Below are 16,783 nucleotides of genomic sequence, written 5' to 3' on the forward strand. Positions count from 1 at the left end.
GGATGGTTTCCGGGGGTCAGACACCAAGGTTCGTTGGCGTTCCGCCGTATTTGCCAGCTTTGTCACGGAAGGATTGCGCGCTCAGTGACGAGGAACGCGGTGATCTCGCCGAGGAAGGTCCTCGCATGCGCCATCGTGTCGCGGCCCGCCGGCGAGGCGAAGGCGGCCTGCAGCGTGGCGGTGTTCTCGAACCACAGCTCGACGATGCCGTCGATCGGGAGCTCGCCGCGCCCGCAGGGCTGGCCCTTGGTGCGCTCGCGCGCGACGACCGTGTTCTGCCGGTAGCCGCTCACGCCGGGCATGCCGCGCACCAGCTCGCCGTGGCGCTGCCATTCGCGGCGGAAGTCCTCTGCGTCGAGGCCCGGCAGCCGCTCGAGGATCGACATGCGCTTGAGCAACCGCGCGCGCACGGCCGGCGCGGGCGGCGCAATCACCACCGCCGTCTCCGCGCCCACGATGTGCAGGTCGCCGAGAAAGTGCTGCTCGTCGGCCACGAGCCGGGCCGCGGTCTCGCCTTCGGCGAACGGGCGCGTGGGGTTGCTCGCATCGTCGAGCCACAGCTGCGAGAAGCCGTCGAAATCCCACGGCCCGCGCGGAAAGTCGATGCCGCGCTGGAGCCGCTCGACGACCGTGTTCTGCCAATAGTCGCACAGGCCCGGCACGCGCGCGGCCAGCTGGCCGTGGCGGTCCCGCCAGTGGGCATCGAAGTCTTCCTGCGTCCAGTCCGCCTTCTTGCGGATCAGCCCCATTCGCACGTTCATGGGTTCGGCCTTTCGTTCGTTGGAGATGCCGCATCGGCGGCGGCTGCGGCGCGGGCGCGCGCAAGGCCGGGCGCGCGCTTCGCGAGCCAGACGCCATGGCGCTCGGGCCAGCGCCGGAATTCGGGGTCGTGCCCGAGCGCCGCGGCCGCGTGGTGCGCCCAGTACGGATCGAACAGCGCCTCGCGCCCGAGCGCGACCAGGTCGGCCTGGCCCTGCTGCAGCACGGCCTCGGCCTGCTGCGCGTCCACGATCATGCCGACCGCCTGGGTCTTCACGCCCGCATCGCGCCGGATCCGCGCCGAGAACGGCACCTGGAACCCGAGGCCGCGCGGCACCGGCAGCGCGCGCGTTTCCTCGGTGAGGCCGCCCGACGAGCAGTCGATGACGTCGACGCCGAGCGCCGCCAGTTCGCGCGCGAGCACCACCGAATCGTCGAGCGACCAGCCGCCCTCGCTGCCGTCGACCGCCGAGAGCCGGCAGAACAGCGGCTTGTGCGCCGGCCAGGCCGCGCGCACACGCCGCGCGGTCTCGAGCGCGAGCTTCATGCGGCCCGCGAGGCTGCCGCCCCATTCGTCGGTGCGGTGGTTCGAATTTGGCGAGAGGAAGCTCGCGACGAGGTAGCCATGCCCGAAATGCAGCTCGACCACGTCGAATCCGGCCTGCTCGGCGCGCACGGCCGCGTCGACGAAACGGGCGATGGCTTCCTCGATGGCGCGCGCGTCCATCGCCACGGGCGCCGACCAGCCGGGGCCGGCCGGCAGCGCGCTGGGCCCGAGCCGCTGCCAGGGTTCGGCATCGCCTTGCAACTGCGCCTCGCCGAGCGCGGCGCCGCCCTCCCAGAGTGGCTGGCTGCCGGCCTTGCGCCCGGCATGCGCGAGCTGCACCCCGATCGCGCCGCCGTTCGCATGGACGAAGTCGACCACCGCCTTGAGCGGCGTGATCTGGCCGTCGTTCCAGAGCCCGAGGTCGGCGGTGCCGATGCGGCCGCGCGGATCGACCGCCGTGCTTTCGGTCAGGATCAGCCCGGCGCCGCCGAGCGCGAACTTGCCGAGGTGCACCAGGTGCCACGCCGCGGCCCGCCCGGCCTCGGCCGCGTGCTGGCACATGGGCGAGATGACGACGCGGTTGCGGAGCGCCAGCCCGCGCAGCTGCAGTGGCTGGAACAGCAGCGGTGCGGCCGGCGTCACTGGCCCTCCAGCGCCTTCCACATCTCGATGTCGCGCTCGGCGGTCCAGATGCGCGGGTCGGCGTACTGCGTGGCTTCGTCGTAGCAGCGCGTCACGTCGAAGGGCATGCAGTGGTCGAAGATGACCCAGTGGCCGTACTTGGGCTTGAGCGCGGCATAGGTGTCCTTGTAGACGGCGTTCAGGTCCTTGCCGGCCGCGACGCCCTGCTGCACGCTCGCATACACGTCGGCGATGAAGCTGCGCGTCTCCTGCAGGCCCTCGGCCACCTGCTCGGGCGTGGTGAGCGCCGCGCCGCGGCCCGGCACCAGCGCCGCAGGCTTGAGCGCCGCGAGGTTGTCGAGCGTCTGCGGCCAGTCCTTGAAGTACGCGTCGCCCGCATAGGGCGTGGCGCCGAACTCCACCAGGTCGCCCGACAGCAGCGCGCGCTCCTGGGGCAGCCAGACGACCGTGTCGCCCTTGGTGTGGCCGCGGCCCAACTGCAGCAGCTGCACTTCGAGCTTGCCGAGCCACAGCGTCATCTTGCCGGTGAAGGTCATGGTGGGCCAGGTCAGCCCCGGCGGCACCGTCTCGACGTTCTGGAACAGGCGCGGGAAGCGGCCGATCTCGCTGGCCTTGTCGGCCTCGCCGCGCTCGACGATCAGGTCGCGCGTGTCCTGGCTCGCGAGGATGTGCTCGGCGCCGTAGCCGGCGGCGCCCAGCACGCGCACCGCGTGGTAGTGCGTGAGCACCACGTACCTGATCGGCTTGTCGGTCACTTCGCGGATGCGCCGCACCACGTCGGCGGCCATCGCAGGCGTGGCCTGGGTGTCGGCCACCAGCACGCAGTCGTCGCCGATCACGATGCCGGTGTTGGGGTCGCCTTCGGCGGTGTAGGCCCAGGCGTGCTCGGAGATCTGGCTGAAGGTGACCTTCTTCTCCTCCATGTCGGCCTGGCTGGCGAACTTCTTGGTTTCGGTGGTCATGAATGGGGCTCCTGTGAGTGTCTGGTGGGATGCGGGTCAGTGCGCGCCGAGGTAGGCCGCCTTGACCTTGGGGTCGTTGAGCAGCACGCAGCCCGAGCCTTCGAGCGTGATGCGCCCGGTCTCGAGCACGTAGGCCCGGTCGGCCACGCCGAGCGCCTGCCGGGCCATCTGCTCGACGAGCAGGATGGTCAGGCCGGACTCGCGCAGCTGGCGGATCGCCGCGAAGATGTCCTTGATGATCAGCGGCGCGAGCCCCAGCGACGGCTCGTCGAGCAGCAGCAGCCGCGGCTCGCTCATGAGCGCGCGTGCGATCGCGAGCATCTGCTGCTCGCCGCCCGAGAGCGTGCCCGACAGCTGGTGCTGCCGCTCGCGCAGCCGCGGGAAGCGGTCGAACTCGCGCTCGATCGCGGCCTCGACCGCGGCCGGGTCGCGCCGGCGCGTATAGGCGCCGAGCAGCAGGTTCTCGCGCACGGTCTGGTCCGCGAACACGCCGCGGCCCTCGGGCGACATCGCCACGCCGAGGCCCACGCGCCGGTGCGCCGGCACGCGCGTGCAGTCCTGGCCGTCGATGAGGATGCGGCCACCCGCCACGGGCTCCAGCCCGACGATGCTCTTGAGCAGCGTGCTCTTGCCCGCGCCGTTGGCGCCGATGATCGTGACCACCTCGCCGGCGCGCACTTCGAGGTTCACGCCCTTGACGGCTTCGATCGCGCCGTACGAGACCTTGACGGATTCGAGTTTCAACATCGCCGTTTCCTCAGGCCACGACCGCCGGGGCCGGCTCGGTCTCGTCGTCCACGCCGAGGTAGGCCTCGACGACGCGCGGGTTGCATTGCACGTCGGCCGGCTTGCCCTCGGCGATCTTGATGCCGTAGTCGAGCACGATCACGTGGTCCGAGACCGACATCACGAGGTCCATGTGGTGCTCGACCATCAGGATGCTCACGCCGCAGCGGCCGATGCGCAGCAGCAGCTGGCCGAGTTCGGCGGTCTCCTGCGGATTGAGGCCCGCCGCGGGCTCGTCGAGCAGCAGCAGCTGCGGCTCGGTCGCCAGCGCGCGCGCGAGTTCGACGCGCCGCTGCAGGCCGTACGGCAGGCTGCCGGCCGGCTGGTGCGCGAGCGGCGCGAGGTCGACCAGTTCGAGCAGCTGCAGCGCGCGTTCGCGCGTCGCGGTTTCCTGCCTTCTCGCGCCCGGCAGGGCGACGAGCGACGAGAGAAAACCGTTCGCCATGCGGCTGTGGCGGCCGAGCATCACGTTGTCGAGCACCGAAAGGTCGGCGAACAGGCGCAGGTTCTGGAAGGTGCGCCCCATGCCCATGCTGCAGATCGCATGCGCGGGCCGTCCGGCGATCTCCTCGCCGAGGAAGCGGATCGAGCCCGCGGTCGGCACGACCACGCCGGTCAGCATGTTGATCATGGTGCTCTTGCCCGCTCCGTTGGGGCCGATCAGCGCATGGATGTGGCCGCGCTGGAGCCGGAACGACACGTCCTGCGCCGGCTTCACGCCGCCATAGGCCTTGGTCACACCCTCGACCACCAGCAGGTCGCCGTGCGCATCGGGCCCGATGCGCGTGGCTGCATGCGCCGGGCGATTCGATGCCGCGGCGGCCCTGCCCTTCGGGCGCCACCGGAACCACGGCGCCAGCACGCCGGTCACACCGCCGGGCATCACGTAGAGCGCGAACAGCAGCAAGAAGCCATAGAGGAAATGCTGCGCCGAGGGCCAGCGCGAGAGCATCGCATCGACGGCCGTGAGGACGACCGTGCCCACCAGCGGCCCGTACATCGAGCCCGCGCCGCCGAACAGCACCAGCAGCAGGATGAAGATCGACAGGTGGAAGGTGATGAAGTCGGAATTGATGTATTGGTTCTGCTGCGCCACCAGCGCGCCCGCGATGCCGCAGGTGACGGCCGCGACCACGAAGGCCATGACCTTGGCGCGGTAGACACGCACGCCCACCGACGACGACGCGATCTCGTCGGCCTGAAGCGAGAGAAGCGCGCGCCCGAAGCGGCCCTGCAGCAGGTTGCGCAGCAGCAGGTGCGCGAGCGCGCACAGCACCACCGCGAACCATACCCACTGCAGCGTCGTGAGCGGCTGGCCGTTCCAGGTGATCGGCCGGATGCCGTAGATGCCTTGCGCCCCGCCGAACACCTCGGTCCATTCGCCGACGAGCTTCTCGACCACGATGCCGAAGGCCAGCGTCACCATCGCGAGGTACGGGCCCTTGACGCGCAGCGACGGCAGCGCGATCAGCACGCCGCAGACGCCCGAGATCGCCGCGGCCGCGACGAGCGCGAGCCACGGGCTCATCTCGGTGCGCGTGGTCAAAAGCGCGACCGCATAGGCGCCGGCCGCGAAGAGCCCGGCCTGGCCGAGCGACTTCTGGCCCGCATAGCCGACCAGCACGTTCATGCCGGCCGCGCACAGGTAGTAGACGCACATCATGAAGACGATGCGCAGGTAGTAGTCGTTGCCGAACAGCGAGGTGGCGCCGATCACGCCGGCCACCGCCAGCGCCACGCCGGCAACATGCAGGCCCGGCTTCATACCTTTTCCACCATCGGCTTGCCGAACAGCCCCGTGGGACGGAACGCGAGCACCAGGATGACGAGCGCGAACACCGCCACCTCGCGCCACTGCGCCTGCCAGAGGTTGACCAGCGACTCGATCACGCCGAGCGCGAAGCCCCCGATCACGCAGCCGCGCGGATTGCTCAGCCCGCCGATCATCGCGCCCGAGAAACCCTTGAGCCCGACGGTGAGCCCCATGAAGAGCGAGGCCTGCGCGATCGGTGCGAGCAGGAAGCCCGACAGTCCCGCGAGCGCTGAACTGACGACGAAGGCGCCGATCATCACCGCGTTGGTGTTGATGCCCATCAGGCTCGCGACGTTGCCATTGGCCGCGACCGCGCGCATGGCCTTGCCGATCATCGTGCGGTTCATGACGCGGTCGAAGACGATCATGATCACCACCGCGACGGCGAGCGTGAGCAGCTCCTGCGGCCGCACGCCGATGCCCAGGAAGCGGATCACGCCGTCGCCCACCGGCCCCGGCACCACCACCGGCTTGGGCCCCCAGATCGCGAGCCCGATGCTCTGCAGGATCACGCCGAAGCCCAGCGTGCTCATGACCCACGCCATGCCGGGGCGGCCCGCGAATGGCCGCACGCCCACGAGGTACAACAGCCAGCCGAGCAGCCCCATGACCACCAGCGCCGCCACCAGCGCGAGCAGCTGCGCGCCGGCGCCGGGCAGCGCCGAGCCGAAGGTGGTGGAGCCGATCGGCAGCCCCAGCACCAGGAACAGCGCGCTCATGCCGACGAAGGCGCCCGCGGACACGAACTCCCCGTGCGAGAAGTTCAGCGTCTTGGTGGTGGTGAAGGTGATGCTGAATCCCAGCGCCACCAGCGCGTAGGCACCGCCCACGGACAGGCCGCTGAGGATGGCCTGCAAGAGTGCCTCTGCCATGTTGCCTCCGAGATGGTTGGCGCGGCCCGCCCGGCGGGCGCGCTGCGGTTGCTGCTGTGCTTACTGCTTGAAGTCGGCCGCCGAGAGCGCGCCGATGATCGGGTCGGTATAGGACAGCAGCTTGCCGTCCTTCCAGCGGATCCACACCAGGTCCTTGGCGGTGAGCGCCTCGTGGTTGGTCTTGCTGAAGGGCTTGTCGTAGGTCTTGAGCACGCCCTGCACCGGCGCCTTCAGGTCTTCGAGCGCGAGGCGCACCGCCGAGCCCTCGATGCTGTTGGCCTGCTTCGCGGCCGCGGCGTACAGCATGACCGAGTCATAGCCGTGCAGCGCGAACGAGAACGAGCCGGGCGCCTTGAGCTTCGAACCGATGCGCTCGAACAGCTTCTGCTGCGCCGGGGTGCGCGTCTCGCTGACGGTGCGCATGAAGATCGGCTTCTCGGCCAGCGCCTTGCCCGCCGCGTCGTAGAAGGTGATGTTGTCCGCCGCCCACGAGGTCAGCACCAGCGGGAAGTAATTGATCTTCTCCATGCTGCGCACCAGCTGCGCGATCGGCGTGCCCTGCGCCCAGACCACCACCGTGTCGACGTTGGCCGACTTCATCTTGCCGAGCTGCGAGGTCATGTCGGTGTCGCCGACGCCGAAGCGCTCGGTCGCGGCCACCTTGATGCCCTGCAGCTTGGCGATCTCCTCCATGTCCTTCAGGCCGCCCTGGCCGTAGCCCGTGGTCTCGGCCATGAGGCCGACCACCTTCGACTGCGCGGTGTTCTTCTTCACGTAGGCCATCAGCGCCGCGACCTGCTCGCGGTCGACCATCGAGACGCGGAACATGTAGTTGTCGGCACCGGCACTCATGGGCTTGGTGATGTCGGTGCCCGAACCCACGTTGCCGATGACCGGGATCTTCTTCTGGTTGGCGATGTGCTTCCAGGCCATGGCGTTGCCCGAGTTGGTCGGGCCGAACACGGCCGCGACCTTCTCGTTGTCGACCAGTTCGCTCATGTTCTGGATCGACTTGGGCGGCGCCGAGGTGTCGTCGCGCGTGACCAGGGCGAGCTTCCGGCCGAGCACGCCGCCCGCGGCATTGATGTCGGCGATCGCCGCCTCCATGCCGAGCACCGCGGCCTGGCCGCTCTGCGCCGAGGGCGAAGCGGACAGGTCGCCGTTGTAGCCCAGCTTGATGTCTTGCGCGCTGGCCGCCGCGGCGGCAACGAGCCCGGCGGCGAGCACCGCACGCTGGAAGAACTTGGGAATGCGCATGGCTGTGTCTCCTTGTGGTTTTTGAGGATCAGGAAGCGAGGAAGCCGCCGTCCACGGGCAGCGTCACGCCGGTCACGTAGCTGGCCATTTCCGACGCGAGGAACACGACCGGGCCGACGAGCTCTTCGGGCTGGCCCACGCGCGCCATCGGCGTGCGCTGCATGAACCGGTCGAGCCGCTCGGGCGCTTCGCGCGTGTAGGAGGTCATCGGCGTGTCGATCACGCCGGGCGCGATCGCGTTGACGCGGATGCCGTCCTTCGCGAGCTCGACCGCGAGCGCCTGCGTCATGAGCTTGACCGCGCCCTTCGAGGGCGAATAGCCCACCGCGTTGGGAATGCCGGCACTCGATGCGATCGATGCCACGTTGATGACAACGCCCTTGCTGCGGCGCAGCGCTTCGAGCCACGCCTGCAGCGGATGGAAGCTGCCCATCACATTCACGTCGAGCGTGCGCGCGAGGTTGGCCGCCGCCTCGGGGCTGTCGAGCCCTTCGCGGATGATGATGCCGGCGTTGTTGACGAGCACGTCGATCGCGCCCACCTCGGCGGCCACCGTGCGCGCGAGTGCGCGGCAGGCTTCGGGCGAGGTCACGTCGAGCTGGTACGCGAAGGCCCTGGCGCCCGCGGCCTCGATCTCGGCCGCGACGGCGCGTGCGTTGTCTTCGTTCAGGTCCGTCACCACCACGCGCGCGCCGGCCGCGGCGAGCCCCATGGCGATGGCCCTGCCATTGCCCTGCCCTGCGCCGGTGACGAGTGCGGTGCGGCCGCCGAGCACGCGCGGTGCGATCTGTTCGGAAATGTTCATGGGTGCGAAATCCTTGCGGGCTGCGGTTGCTGCAGCTGGCCCGCGAGCGTCTGGCCGACGATGTAGCCGAAGGTGAGCGCGGGGCCCAGCGTGATGCCGGCGCCCGGGTAGTTGCCGCCCATGATGCTGGCGGCGTCGTTGCCGACCGCATAGAGCCCCGCGACCGGCGCGCCGGCCCGCGTGAGCACCTGACAGGCGGCATTGGTCGCGAGCCCTGCGAAGGTGCCGATCTCGCCGACCACGATCTTGATCGCGTAGTAGGGCCCCTGCTGGATCGGCGCCATGCAGGGGTTGGGCGCGACCAGCGAATCGCCCTGGAAGCGGTTGTAGGCCGTGCTGCCCTTGGCGAACTTGGTGTCGGTGCCCTGGGCCGCATCGCGGTTGAAGCACTCGACCTCTTCCTGCAGCGCGGCGTGCGGCACGCCGATGGCGCGCCCGAGTTCCGCCAGCGTCTGCCCGCGCTTCAGGTAGCCGCTGCGCAGGTGCCGGCCGATCGGCAGCGGGAACGGCGCCACGCAGCCCATGCCGTACTGGCGCAGGTGCTTGTGGTCGCAAACGAGCCAGCAGCTCACCTCGGCCGCGCCCGCGCAGGCCTTCACGAGGTGCTGCACGAAGTCGTGGTACGAGAGCGCTTCGTTGGTGAAGCGGCGGCCGTTCTGCGTCACCGCGATCACGCCGGGCTTGGCGCGGTCGATGAAGTGCGGCATGACGCCTTCGGAGCCGTCCTTGCGCCGCGTGACCGACGTGGGGCACCAAGCCGCCGCGTTCGGGATCGTGGCGTCGACCCAGCCGCCGACCGATTCGCCGAGGCGCAGCCCGTCGCCGGTGTTGAGCGCAGGCGACGGCGTGTAGTGCTCGCGGCCCGTGGGCGCATGGGGGAACAGCGCCTTGCGGCGTTCGACGTCATAAGGAAAGCCGCCGCAAGCCAGCACCACGCCGCGGCGCGCGCGCACCTCGACCGGCCGGCCCTCGCGCAGCACGGTGGCGCCGACCACCGCGTCGCCTTCGACGATCAGCCGCTCCACGGGCGCATCGAGCCACACCGGAATGCCCAGGTCCATGCCGGCCTTCGCGAGCCGGCCCGCGAGTGCGTTGCCATTGGTGAGCGTCATGCCGCGGCCATGCCGCAGCACGTCGAGCAGGTGGCCGCCGAAGCGCTTGGCCACATACCAGAACGACTCGAGCGACTTGAACGCGCGCAGGAAGTGCCAGAGCTCCTTGCCCGAGCCCAACATCATGCCGAACACGGTCAGCTCGGGCACCGGCGGCGCGAGCTGCTTCACACGGGTGCCGAGCTCGCGCGCATCGAAGGGGCGCGTGACCATCGACCGGCCCGCCTGCTGGCCGCCCGGCGCTTCGGCGTGGTAGTCGGGAAAGACCGGCGGCATGTCGAACTGCACGCAGGTCTTGTCGGTGAAGAAATCGATCGCCTCGGGCCCGTGTGCGAGGAAGGCGTCGACCCGCGCCGCATCGAAATGCGTGGTCGCTTCGTGCTGCAGGTAGGCGCGCGCGGCGCGCGGCGCCTCGTGGATGCCCTGCTCCCTTGCGAGCCGCGTGCCCGGAATCCACAGCCAGCCGCCCGAGCGCGCGGTGGTGCCGCCGTAGACCGGCGCCTTGTCGACTACCAGCACCTTGAGCCCGTGGTGCGCCGCCGTGACCGCGGCCGACATGCCCGACGCACCGGTGCCGACCACCAGCACGTCGTACGTCGCTGCTTGCTGCTCACTCATTGACCGTCTCTCCTTGCCATGCGGATCGCACCTGGCGATCCATCATCGTTAGTATGGTGCTAACGCATCTTGTTCTATCTAATGATTTACCCTGAACTAACTGGCTAGATAGAATCGAAAAATTAGGAGACACACATGGGCCCATCCGCCGACATCAGCGACAGCGAGAGCAACGACGCGAGCGCAGAGAAGGAGCGACGCGGCATCCAGTCGATCGAGGCCGGCGGCCAGCTGCTGCTGGCGCTCGGCGCGCACGGCCGGCCGATGCCGCTTCGGGAACTGGCCAAGGCCGCCGACATGGCGCCCGGCAAGGCCCATCCGTATCTGGTGAGCTTTTCGAAGCTCGGGCTGGTGACGCAGGAGTCGTCGACCGGTTATTACTGGCTCGGCCCGACCGCAATGCAGCTCGGACTCGTGACGCTGCGCATGCTCAACCCGGTGCGCGAGGCCACGCCATTTGCCGAGAACCTGGCCCGAGAGACCGGCCACAGCGTGGCGCTGTCGGTGTGGGGCAACCAGGGGCCGACGATCGTGTTTCTGTTCGACGCGATCTATCCGCTGCACACCAACATCCGCACCGGCACCGTGATGTCGCTCGCGGGCACGGCCACCGGACGGCTGTTCGCGGCCTACCTGCCGGCCAAGCTGATCGAGGAATCGCTGCTCGAGGACGAGCGCCGCCTCGGGCCCGACATCGCCGCGCCCGTGGGCGCCGACAACCTGCAGGACATGCTCGCCGAAGTGCGCAAGCACCGCGTCTCGCGCACCGTGAACAACCCCACGCCCGGCGTCTGCTCGTTCGCGGCGCCGGTGTTCGACTATTCGGGGAACATCGTGCTCGGCATCACGCTGATGGGGCGCTCACGCTCGTTCGACACCGACTGGAACGGCACCCAGGCGCAGGCGGTGAAGGCCTGCGGGGTCGAGGTGTCGAAGCGGCTGGGGCACCAGCCGTTGCGGGTGGGGTAGCCGGGCGCGTCAGGCGCGGCTCAACGCCGCACCCACGCCACCATCGGCGCCAGCACCGCGGGACGCCAGGCCAGCGCAAGGGCCACCGTCACGGCTGCGCCGGTCAGCGTCATGATCCACACCAGCACCGCCATCGTCGGATGGTCCGCGCGCAGGCAGAGCACGAACGCCGTGGCGATCGCGACCACGGCCGCGAGGCGCATGGTTGCCGCAGTTCCCGCGCGCGGCCTCGCGGTGCTGCCGCGCACCTGTTCCCAATGCGCCTCCATCGCCAGCGCCAGCCAGGCCATGCCCGCGAAATTGGCGAGCACGGCCGCGAGCAGCAGCAAGGCCTCAGCCATGGCGGTCGGCCTCCGCCATCGGCACCGGCCTGAGCGAGCCGCCGCCGCCCGTGGGTGCCACCACGCCCTGCCGCTCGCGCCGGCGCAGCCGCAGCGCGGCCAGCACCGCTAGGCCCGCGCTCACCAGCAGCGCCAGGTCGAACCCGGCCACGGGCCAGTAGCCCTGCGCCAGGGTCTTGCCCAGGTGGTCGCCGGTGGTGATCCAGTTCAGCGCCACGGCCGCGAGCGCCAGCACGGCGATGGCCCAGCACTGCTCGCGCCAGGCCGGCGCGAGCCGGGCCTCGGCCACGGGCGCGCTGCGCCAGGCGGCATGCGCGAAGGCCAGCATCCAGCTGCCCCAGAAGGCCCACTTCTCCCAGTCGCCGCGGTGCGCGAGGTCGGTGGGGAGCACGCGGTTGGCCACCAGCATCACCAGGGCCGCGACCACCATGCCCGTGACCGTGGTCACCGCCAGCGCATCGACGCAGCGCACGGCGCGGCTGCCCTGCTTCGCATGCTGCGCCTTGCGCTTCTCGACGAAGAAGAAGAAGCCGGTCGCGATGCACGCGCAGCCCAGCAGGCCGCCCAGCACGTAGAACCAGCGCAGCAGCCAGTGCTCGAAGTGCTGCAGGTGCAGCCCGGTCAGGAAGTTGTTGATGCTGGCCACCGGCGTAGGCGGCGGCTCCTCGAGGATGACCTTGCCCGTGGTCGCCTCGAAGTGCACCGCCTGCCCCACCAGCGCAACGCGGTCGCTGCCGGCGCGGTAGATGCTGACGTAGCCGTTGGCGTCGCCGACGTGGCTGATGTGCAGGAAGCCGACCTCGCCGGGCATGTCGCGCGCAGCCCAGCGCCGCTTGGCCTCGACCACCATCGCGTCGACCGAGGCCATGGGCGCGGCCACGCCCGCGGGCTTGAAGGCCAGGCCCTTGGCCTTGGCGTCGGCCATCGCATGCGCCTGCGCCTCGGGCTTGAGCATGGTCTCGGACACCGGCAGGTAGATGCCCGCAAAGATCGTCAGGCCCGACAGCGCGAAGATGAAATGGAACGGAAGCGCGACCACGCCGGTCAGGTTGTGCAGGTCGAGCATGCTGCGCCGCACATGCTTGCCGGGCCGGAAGGTGAAGAACTCGCGGAAAAACTTGCGGTGCATGACCACGCCGCTGACCAGCGCCGCGAGCATCACCAGCGCCGCCAGCCCGACGATCCAGTAGCCGACCGATTTCCACTCGATGTGCAGGCTGTAGTGCAGCGGATAGAAGAACTGGCTGCCGATCTTCAGCTGGTCGTGCGGCAGCACGGCGCCGTTGCGCGGATCGATCGTGACGTGCCCGTGCACGTGGTCGTCGGGGTCGTCCGGGTTGTTGGTGACCGCGTACTCGGCGAACATCTGCAGCACCGGGTCGCGGTGCGTGGTGTAGGCGCTCCAGTTCATCAGCGGCATGTCCTTCGGCAGCGGGCCGCCCACGCGTGCGCGCGCCGCTTCGAGCTCGTCGTCGTCGGGGCCGATGGTCTTGAAGATCGGTTCGAGCATGCGGTCGAACGAGGGCATCACCTGCGGCTCGAAGCGCGTTTCGGGAATCGCCCAGCGGTCGATCTCGCGGTCGAAGACCGAGAGCGAGCCGAAGAAGAACGCGATCATCAGCACGTAGCCGAGCACCAGGCCGAACCAGGTGTGCAGCCAGGCCATCGACAGGCGGAAGGACTGGAACATGACTTCTTCTCTTTCTTTCTCTTGCTCGCTCTCAGCGGGAGGCGCCGAGCAGCAGCCAGGCCGCGCCGGTCATCAGCGCGCCCCCGCCCGCCAGCACGCCCCACACGCGCGCCAGGCTGGCCGCGGCAAAGGCCCAGCAGAAGCAGGCCAGGAACACCAGGAACGCCAGCAGGTTGCACATCAGCCGGGCATCTTCATAGCCCACGCCCGTCGCGAGGAGCAAGGCGATGCCCAAAGTGACGAAGCCCCAGACGAATGCGTAGCCGCCCAGCAGGCTGGCGGCCACGCGCGATGCAATGTGCAAGGGCGTCATCTTGAAAATCGGAATGCGCTGAAAGGGGTGGTCAAAGAGAATGCGAGCGAGTCGCATTCATATTGTAGGGGCGCCGAGGTGGCTTGGCGGTGGATGTCCCTGCGGAGCGGAGGATGTCGCGGGCGACTTTGGCGCGGCGAGGTCCTGCCGAATCGCTAAAAATAGCCCACCGATTGAGGAGTTCACCCATGCAGATCAGTGCCACGGAAGTCAGGAAGCGGTTCGGCCACTACCTCCTCCAAGCCGAGCGCGAGCCCGTGCACGTCATGAAGAACGATCGCACGGTCGCGGTCATCGTTTCGGCTGCGCGCTTCGCCGAACTCGAGGCTTTGGCGCTGAAGAAATCGCGGTCCCTGCACAAGGGAGAATTTGACAAGACATACAAGGACTGGATCGCTGCACAAAACGATCTCGTCGAACGCATCGGCGTGTTCGGGGAAGAGTTCAGGACTTGGTGAGCAGCCTGTGAACCCGGCGAGCGCGGCGCGCGATGCGCCCTACGCCCACCAGTTCGGCTGCCGGTCGACGAAGAGCGTGCAGTCCGGGATCGCCAGCTTGCCGCCGGCCCATGCCGGCCGGACGCGCCGCTGAAAATCGGCCGACAGCCACACCGGCCTGCCCGCCATCGGCGTGATCCAGAGCTTCGAGCGCCGGTCATAGCCGCCGGCCGTGAGTTCGCGCCCCGCCCTGCGCCATGTCTGCTGCGGCACGTGCAGCGCAAACGGCGCAAAGTGAACCGGCCGCAGGAGCTGCCCTTGCTGCCAGTAGTAGACGCGCCCGAAGTACGCCGCATGGCACCATCGCTCCCAGGCCGCAGGGCTGTACCGGTCGAAGTCCAGCCGGCCTTCGGGCAGCGCCACCCAGACCACGGCGATGCCGAGGCGGTGGTAGGCGGCGGTGCGCGCTTCGATGCCCGCGATGCCCAGCACGCTGCGCTGCACCTCGATGGCCACGGGAACGCCGGAGATGAGCGCGAAGATGTCGGCGATCGCACCGGGCAGCCGCTTCTCCAGCTCGACGCCGCTGACGTTGGCCTCCCCGCGTAGCGCGTCGTGGATAGCGAGCTTCACGAGCAAGTGGTCCTCGGTCTCGCCCGCCGCGGCCCGGCAGGATGTCGGCGCCTTGTGCGCGAAATGGTGGATGCGGACGGGGCCCTTGCGCAGCGTCATCTCCGCAGCGCAGGCCGCGCAGAGAAAAGGCGCGTCAGGCCGCTCGGCGTCGCGCGCCGCCAGCTTCATTCCGTCGGATTGGCGAAGGGCTGTGAGCACAGGAGGCTTCGGATGTTCGAGTATTCGTCGCTATTGCTGCGCCTCGTGCGCTACATGGCCCCGCATTCACTGGGCTCAGTGGTAGTCATCCTCAAGCTGATGACGAATCGCAAGCACGTCGATGGTTGAAGCATCGGTGATCTCGAACAATGCCACATAGCCTGAATGTCCGAAAGAAATCACCAACTCACGCAAGAACGGACTGTTGATGGCCTTCCTGCAGGTGAAGGGTGAGCTCTTGAGCGTCTCCATGCCTGCCTGGATCGCGGCCAGGGCACTCTCTGCCAGCATGAAGTCTCCACCTCCAGGGCGGGCTGCTCCTCTTTCGAGAATGAAATTGAAGAGCCGCTGAAGATCGCCCTGGGCATGGCGCGTGAAGCGAACCCGGAACGTCACTTTTTCAAGCTGCGCGATGTCGCGCTCCGCGCGATGTCCAGGCTGCGCTGTAAGCCCTGCAGAACTGCATCTGCACTGACATAGTCATCATTCTGCCGAGCATGATCGCGAGCTTGCAAGCCCCGGGCGATGAAGGCATCTTGGATGCGGCGCCGCTGAACTCCGTCACGGACCGCCGCCTCGACGAACTCCGACAAAGTCTCGCCTTCCGTCAGGACCGACTCGACCTCGGCCCGGAATGCGGGTTCGACTCTCAAAGAAGGAAGCGTTGCAGTCTTCATCTGAAAATTGTATCGCAGATGCGATGCGTGGCGCCAGCCACGATGGTGACACGCATCGACAACGCGTAGCATCCACCGCTTTTTCGATCCCTCGGTTCGCTGCATCTTTCACCCCCACGCCATGAAGTGAGACATGAAAACGGAAGCACTCGATTCGAAACCGCATCGCCCCTCGCCGCCGAGCACCATCACGCAGCCGCCGCGCGACTTCGGCCCGAACGGCGCGCCGACCACCTACTTCACCGACCCCGACGTGCTCACGGTCGACCCGGCGTTCGACGCGCTGCGCCAGCCGAACGCGCCGATCCAGCGGCTGTGGACCGGTGCGCTGTGGTCCGAAGGGCCGGCCTGGAACGGGGTGGGCCGCTTCCTGGTGTGGAGCGACATTCCGAACAACCGCCAGCTGCGCTGGAGCGAGGACGACGGGCATGTGAGCGTGTTTCGCTCGCCGTCAAACAACAGCAACGGCAACACCTTCGACTTCCAGGGCCGGCAACTCTCGTGCGAGCACCTCACGCGCCGGCTGGTGCGCTATGAGCTCGACGGCTCGGCCACGGTGCTGGCCTCGCACTTCAACGGCAAGCGGCTCAATTCACCGAACGACGTGGTGGCGCATCCCGACGGCAGCTACTGGTTCACCGACCCGCCCTACGGCGCGCAGCTCTATGAAGGCGCGGTCGATGCGCCGGGCGGGCCCGCGAACCGTTCGGGCCGGCTCAACCCGCGGCTGGGACAGCCGCCCGAGATCGGCGCGTACAAGCGCGAGCTGCCGACCGCCGTCTACCGCCTCGACAAGAACGGCACGCTCGCGCAGGTGGCCGGCGAGGACATCGTGCCCGACCCGAACGGCCTGTGCTTCTCGCCCGACTTCAAGAAGCTCTACATCGTGAGCACCGGCCAGGGGCCGGGCGACACCATCACGGGCGGCAAGGGAGACATGTACGTGTTCGACGTCGGCGCGGAAAACCGCCTGGGCGGCGGACAGCGGTTCAGCGACTTCATGGTCGACGGCGTGAAATGCGCCCCCGACGGCGTGCGCGCCGACGTCGACGGCAACCTCTGGTGCTCGAGCAATGCCGGGCGCAACCTCGGCTACAGCGGCGTGACGGTGTGGAACCCGCAAGGCCGGCTCATCGGGCGCATCCGCCTGCCCGAGGTCTGCGGCAACCTGTGCTTCGGTGGCCCCAAGCGCAACCGCCTCTTCATGGCCGCGAGCCAGTCGCTCTACGCGGTCTATACGGCGACGCAGAGCGCAGCGCCGTCCTGAGCCAGCGCGCGCCTTCTCCTTCGTCTCGTTAAGATGCGCGCGGCTGCGCACCCTCGCGCCGCGCGCTCTCTCGAACGAGGAAAAT

General features: G+C 68.9%; 18 protein-coding genes. 3 read left to right on the forward strand and 15 right to left on the reverse strand.

Going from position 1 to position 16,783, the window contains the following annotated elements; genetic code table 11:
• Nucleotides 1-62: 62 nt before the first annotated feature.
• From AC3A6R_RS15270 to AC3A6R_RS15310, 9 genes are read right to left on the reverse strand one after another with little or no spacing between them, the layout of a single operon-like run.
• A complete protein-coding gene (locus tag AC3A6R_RS15270; protein WP_487864784.1) occupies nt 63-761 on the reverse strand; it encodes an EthD domain-containing protein in 699 nt (232 codons plus the stop codon).
• Nucleotides 758-1,948 (reverse strand): NADH:flavin oxidoreductase/NADH oxidase, encoded by a 1,191-nt coding sequence (locus AC3A6R_RS15275; RefSeq protein WP_487864785.1) that lies wholly within the window; start codon nt 1,946-1,948, stop codon nt 758-760. Before AC3A6R_RS15275 ends, AC3A6R_RS15270 begins: the two co-directional genes overlap by 4 nt.
• Nucleotides 1,945-2,910, reverse strand: a complete 966-nt coding sequence (locus AC3A6R_RS15280; RefSeq protein ID WP_487864786.1) for an MBL fold metallo-hydrolase — start codon at nt 2,908-2,910, stop codon at nt 1,945-1,947. The genes AC3A6R_RS15275 and AC3A6R_RS15280 overlap by 4 nt, the downstream gene beginning before the upstream one ends.
• A 36-nt stretch (nt 2,911-2,946) precedes the next feature.
• Nucleotides 2,947-3,657, reverse strand: coding sequence for an ABC transporter ATP-binding protein (locus AC3A6R_RS15285; RefSeq protein WP_487864787.1), 711 nt, complete (start codon nt 3,655-3,657; stop codon nt 2,947-2,949).
• A 10-nt stretch (nt 3,658-3,667) separates the two neighbouring features.
• Nucleotides 3,668-5,461: a branched-chain amino acid ABC transporter ATP-binding protein/permease gene (locus tag AC3A6R_RS15290; protein WP_487864788.1), complete on the reverse strand. Its 1,794-nt coding sequence runs from the start codon at nt 5,459-5,461 to the stop codon at nt 3,668-3,670.
• The gene (locus AC3A6R_RS15295; protein WP_487860419.1) at nt 5,458-6,381 is read right to left on the reverse strand and encodes a branched-chain amino acid ABC transporter permease; all 924 of its coding nucleotides are present in this window, start codon (nt 6,379-6,381) and stop codon (nt 5,458-5,460) included. The genes AC3A6R_RS15290 and AC3A6R_RS15295 overlap by 4 nt, the downstream gene beginning before the upstream one ends.
• 60 nt (nt 6,382-6,441) lie before the next feature.
• A complete protein-coding gene (locus AC3A6R_RS15300; RefSeq protein WP_487860418.1) occupies nt 6,442-7,638 on the reverse strand; it encodes an ABC transporter substrate-binding protein in 1,197 nt (398 codons plus the stop codon).
• Nucleotides 7,639-7,666: 28 nt separating this feature from the next.
• The gene (locus tag AC3A6R_RS15305) at nt 7,667-8,443 is read right to left on the reverse strand and encodes an SDR family NAD(P)-dependent oxidoreductase (RefSeq protein WP_487864789.1); all 777 of its coding nucleotides are present in this window, start codon (nt 8,441-8,443) and stop codon (nt 7,667-7,669) included.
• Nucleotides 8,440-10,173, reverse strand: a complete 1,734-nt coding sequence (locus AC3A6R_RS15310; RefSeq protein WP_487864790.1) for an FAD-dependent oxidoreductase — start codon at nt 10,171-10,173, stop codon at nt 8,440-8,442. The genes AC3A6R_RS15305 and AC3A6R_RS15310 overlap by 4 nt, the downstream gene beginning before the upstream one ends.
• Nucleotides 10,174-10,308: 135 nt before the next feature.
• On the opposite strand from AC3A6R_RS15310, the gene AC3A6R_RS15315 reads away from it, so the two are divergent.
• On the forward strand, nt 10,309-11,142 hold the full coding sequence (locus AC3A6R_RS15315; RefSeq protein ID WP_487864791.1) for an IclR family transcriptional regulator: 834 nt from the start codon (nt 10,309-10,311) through the stop codon (nt 11,140-11,142).
• Nucleotides 11,143-11,162: 20 nt separating this feature from the next.
• On the opposite strand, the gene AC3A6R_RS15320 is transcribed toward AC3A6R_RS15315, so the two are convergent.
• From AC3A6R_RS15320 to AC3A6R_RS15330, 3 genes are read right to left on the reverse strand one after another with little or no spacing between them, the layout of a single operon-like run.
• A complete protein-coding gene (locus AC3A6R_RS15320) occupies nt 11,163-11,483 on the reverse strand; it encodes a DUF3325 domain-containing protein (RefSeq protein WP_487864792.1) in 321 nt (106 codons plus the stop codon).
• Complete coding sequence (locus AC3A6R_RS15325) at nt 11,476-13,173, reverse strand: PepSY-associated TM helix domain-containing protein (RefSeq protein ID WP_487864793.1); 1,698 nt, start codon at nt 13,171-13,173, stop codon at nt 11,476-11,478. Before AC3A6R_RS15325 ends, AC3A6R_RS15320 begins: the two co-directional genes overlap by 8 nt.
• 31 nt (nt 13,174-13,204) lie before the next feature.
• Nucleotides 13,205-13,486, reverse strand: coding sequence for an iron uptake protein (locus AC3A6R_RS15330; RefSeq protein ID WP_487860412.1), 282 nt, complete (start codon nt 13,484-13,486; stop codon nt 13,205-13,207).
• 188 nt (nt 13,487-13,674) lie between these two features.
• Between AC3A6R_RS15330 and AC3A6R_RS15335 the strand changes: the two genes are divergently transcribed.
• Nucleotides 13,675-13,944, forward strand: coding sequence for a type II toxin-antitoxin system Phd/YefM family antitoxin (locus tag AC3A6R_RS15335; protein ID WP_487864794.1), 270 nt, complete (start codon nt 13,675-13,677; stop codon nt 13,942-13,944).
• A gap of 39 nt (nt 13,945-13,983) precedes the next feature.
• On the opposite strand, the gene AC3A6R_RS15340 is transcribed toward AC3A6R_RS15335, so the two are convergent.
• From AC3A6R_RS15340 to AC3A6R_RS15350, 3 genes are all read right to left on the reverse strand, one after another.
• Nucleotides 13,984-14,724, reverse strand: a complete 741-nt coding sequence (locus AC3A6R_RS15340) for a competence protein CoiA (protein ID WP_487864795.1) — start codon at nt 14,722-14,724, stop codon at nt 13,984-13,986.
• A gap of 105 nt (nt 14,725-14,829) precedes the next feature.
• Entirely contained in the window at nt 14,830-15,150 is a 321-nt protein-coding gene (locus AC3A6R_RS15345; protein ID WP_487864796.1) for a type II toxin-antitoxin system RelE/ParE family toxin, read from the reverse strand.
• A complete protein-coding gene (locus tag AC3A6R_RS15350; protein WP_487864797.1) occupies nt 15,147-15,431 on the reverse strand; it encodes a YlcI/YnfO family protein in 285 nt (94 codons plus the stop codon). Before AC3A6R_RS15350 ends, AC3A6R_RS15345 begins: the two co-directional genes overlap by 4 nt.
• Nucleotides 15,432-15,564: 133 nt before the next feature.
• On the opposite strand from AC3A6R_RS15350, the gene AC3A6R_RS15355 reads away from it, so the two are divergent.
• Nucleotides 15,565-16,698, forward strand: a complete 1,134-nt coding sequence (locus AC3A6R_RS15355; protein ID WP_487864798.1) for an SMP-30/gluconolactonase/LRE family protein — start codon at nt 15,565-15,567, stop codon at nt 16,696-16,698.
• Nucleotides 16,699-16,783 lie beyond the last annotated feature (85 nt).

Source organism: Variovorax sp. Soil_C_19, assembly GCF_057657255.1.

What these genes read in the sequence shown, in the direction of transcription:
- AC3A6R_RS15270 (WP_487864784.1), bottom strand. Translation starts at nt 761, where the DNA reads ATGAACGTGCGAATGGGGCTGATCCGCAAGAAGGCGGACTGGACGCAG.
- AC3A6R_RS15280 (WP_487864786.1), bottom strand. Translation starts at nt 2,910, where the DNA reads ATGACCACCGAAACCAAGAAGTTCGCCAGCCAGGCCGACATGGAGGAG.
- AC3A6R_RS15285 (WP_487864787.1), bottom strand. Translation starts at nt 3,657, where the DNA reads ATGTTGAAACTCGAATCCGTCAAGGTCTCGTACGGCGCGATCGAAGCC.
- AC3A6R_RS15290 (WP_487864788.1), bottom strand. Translation starts at nt 5,461, where the DNA reads ATGAAGCCGGGCCTGCATGTTGCCGGCGTGGCGCTGGCGGTGGCCGGC.
- AC3A6R_RS15295 (WP_487860419.1), bottom strand. Translation starts at nt 6,381, where the DNA reads ATGGCAGAGGCACTCTTGCAGGCCATCCTCAGCGGCCTGTCCGTGGGC.
- AC3A6R_RS15300 (WP_487860418.1), bottom strand. Translation starts at nt 7,638, where the DNA reads ATGCGCATTCCCAAGTTCTTCCAGCGTGCGGTGCTCGCCGCCGGGCTC.
- AC3A6R_RS15305 (WP_487864789.1), bottom strand. Translation starts at nt 8,443, where the DNA reads ATGAACATTTCCGAACAGATCGCACCGCGCGTGCTCGGCGGCCGCACC.
- AC3A6R_RS15310 (WP_487864790.1), bottom strand. Translation starts at nt 10,173, where the DNA reads ATGAGTGAGCAGCAAGCAGCGACGTACGACGTGCTGGTGGTCGGCACC.
- AC3A6R_RS15315 (WP_487864791.1), top strand. Translation starts at nt 10,309, where the DNA reads ATGGGCCCATCCGCCGACATCAGCGACAGCGAGAGCAACGACGCGAGC.
- AC3A6R_RS15320 (WP_487864792.1), bottom strand. Translation starts at nt 11,483, where the DNA reads ATGGCTGAGGCCTTGCTGCTGCTCGCGGCCGTGCTCGCCAATTTCGCG.
- AC3A6R_RS15325 (WP_487864793.1), bottom strand. Translation starts at nt 13,173, where the DNA reads ATGTTCCAGTCCTTCCGCCTGTCGATGGCCTGGCTGCACACCTGGTTC.
- AC3A6R_RS15330 (WP_487860412.1), bottom strand. Translation starts at nt 13,486, where the DNA reads ATGACGCCCTTGCACATTGCATCGCGCGTGGCCGCCAGCCTGCTGGGC.
- AC3A6R_RS15335 (WP_487864794.1), top strand. Translation starts at nt 13,675, where the DNA reads ATGCAGATCAGTGCCACGGAAGTCAGGAAGCGGTTCGGCCACTACCTC.
- AC3A6R_RS15340 (WP_487864795.1), bottom strand. Translation starts at nt 14,724, where the DNA reads ATGAAGCTGGCGGCGCGCGACGCCGAGCGGCCTGACGCGCCTTTTCTC.
- AC3A6R_RS15350 (WP_487864797.1), bottom strand. Translation starts at nt 15,431, where the DNA reads ATGAAGACTGCAACGCTTCCTTCTTTGAGAGTCGAACCCGCATTCCGG.
- AC3A6R_RS15355 (WP_487864798.1), top strand. Translation starts at nt 15,565, where the DNA reads ATGAAAACGGAAGCACTCGATTCGAAACCGCATCGCCCCTCGCCGCCG.